Origin of the sequence: Caballeronia sp., from assembly GCF_049581465.1 — a bacterium.
GTDB lineage: Bacteria > Pseudomonadota > Gammaproteobacteria > Burkholderiales > Burkholderiaceae > Caballeronia.
Genome location: NZ_JBAUSA010000423.1, coordinates 1 through 1,818 on the forward strand (window position 1 = coordinate 1; position 1,818 = coordinate 1,818).

Sequence of the window (1,818 nt, forward strand, 5' to 3'; positions counted from 1 at the left end):
AGCCAGTGCCACGACCATTGATCGGTGATCCAGCCACCTATCACCGGGCCGACGGTGGGCGCGAGCGAGGCGAGCGCGCCGATGGTCGTCGCCGCAATGACGCGCTGCTTGCCGGGGAAAAGCACGAAGGCCGTGGTAAAGACAGTCGGAATCATCGCGGCGCCCAGCGCGCCTTGCAGGCCGCGAAACAGGATCATCGAGTTGATGTTCCATGCCATGCCGCACATCATGCTGGTGATCGTGAAACCCACTGCCGAAGCCGTGAACAACCAGCGCGTCGAGAACACTTTGGAAAGCCATCCCGACATCGGGATCACCAGAATTTCCGCGATCAGATAGGACGTCTGGACCCACGAAAGCTCATCCTGGCTCGCCGACAACCCGCCGCCAATGTCCTTCAGCGACGACGCCACGATCTGGATGTCGAGCGTCGCCATGAAGAAGCCGAGACACATCAGCGCAAACGCGAAGACGCGTTGCTTCGTCGGCAGAAGGGCGGGATTTGACATCGCCTTCGCGTTCACGACTCGCTCGCATGGTCGAGGTGAACCTTCACGGTCGCCGACAACCCGGCGCGCAAGACGTTCTGCATTTCCTTCGGTACGTCGAGGCGAATCCGCACCGGCACGCGCTGCACGATCTTCGTGAAGTTGCCGGTCGCGTTCTCGGGCGGCAACACGCTAAAGGTCGCCCCCGTTGCCGGCGCGAGGCTTTCAATATGCCCGTGAATAACCGCGCTCGCGGCATCGAGCTCGACGTCGGCGGTGTCGCCCACCTGCATTTTCTTTAGCTGGTCTTCCTTGAAATTCGCATCGATCCATAAGCCGTCGGCGGGCACGATGGTCAGCAGCGACGCACCGACATTCGCCAGCATGCCGACACGCGCCGTGCGGTTGCCGACATAACCGTCCACGGGAGCGCGAATTGTCGTGTATTCGACGTTCAGTTCAGCCACGCGCCGCAGCGCCTCGGCGGTGGCGACCCTGGCGCTGGCGTCGTCGAGCTGTGCACCGATGACGACCAGTTGGCGCTTCGCCGCGAGCAAGGAAGCGTCGCTTTTATCGACATTGGCACGCGCCGTCAGGAAGTCGGCGTCCGCGCGTTCGACGACCTGATTCGATACGGCCTCGTCCTTCACGAGTTGCCGGTAGCGAGTCTGGTCGGACGCACTGCGCGTGAGTTCCGCCGATGACGCCCGCACTTCGGCCTGCCCCTGGTTGATCACGGCGGCCTGGAGTTGCTCCCTGGCGGCAAGCTCCGCGACCGACGCTTTGGCACCCTGCACGTCGGCTGCGGCCTGCGCGAGCCGTGCATCGTAGTCGCGGGAATCCAGGCGAATCAGCACCTGGCCTGCCTTGACACGCTGGTTATCGGTGACGAGCAGTTCCGTGACAAAGCCGTTCACTTTGGGCGCCATCACGGTCACGTTGCCGCCCACGTAGGCGTCATCGGTCGTCTGGATAAAGCGCAGCACGGTCAGCCAATAAGTGCCCGCGGCCGCCAGCACGATCAGCACGACGATGATCGCCGCCGGCATCCAGCCAATCCGGATGCGGGGTCGCGAACGGGGTTGCGCAACGGGCGCCGCCGAGGAGTTAAGAGGCGTTGAAGGCGTGGTCATATCGTTTCCTGTTGGTTGCGTTCAATGCTCGTCAGGCAAAACAGCTCTCGCCTCAGACGCGCCGCCCGCCGTTGCCCAAACTTCGCCTCGAACTCGTTCTGGGCCGCTTGCCAGGGCGCGAGCGCCTCAGTCAGCTTCGCCTTGCCGCGCTCGGTGAGCGTCAGTTGCAGGCGCCGTTTGCACGGACCGCCCTGCAC

2 protein-coding genes and 1 pseudogene are annotated in these 1,818 nt (G+C 63.6%); all 3 read right to left on the reverse strand.

The features are described from left to right. Positions 1 to 509, reverse strand: a 509-nt coding sequence (locus tag WCA53_RS10595) for an MFS transporter (protein WP_423908897.1), incomplete at its 3' end; no start/stop codon positions are given. 11 nt (positions 510 to 520) lie between these two features. Further along, a complete protein-coding gene (locus WCA53_RS10600) occupies positions 521 to 1,621 on the reverse strand; it encodes an HlyD family secretion protein (RefSeq protein ID WP_423908900.1) in 1,101 nt (366 codons plus the stop codon). Further along, positions 1,618 to 1,818, reverse strand: a pseudogene (locus tag WCA53_RS10605) (hypothetical protein); the annotation flags it as partial. The gene WCA53_RS10600 and the pseudogene WCA53_RS10605, both read right to left, overlap by 4 nt.

Excerpts from the sequence above, each read along its gene's own strand:
- WCA53_RS10600 (WP_423908900.1), bottom strand. The coding sequence starts at position 1,621 with ATGACCACGCCTTCAACGCCTCTTAACTCCTCGGCGGCGCCCGTTGCG.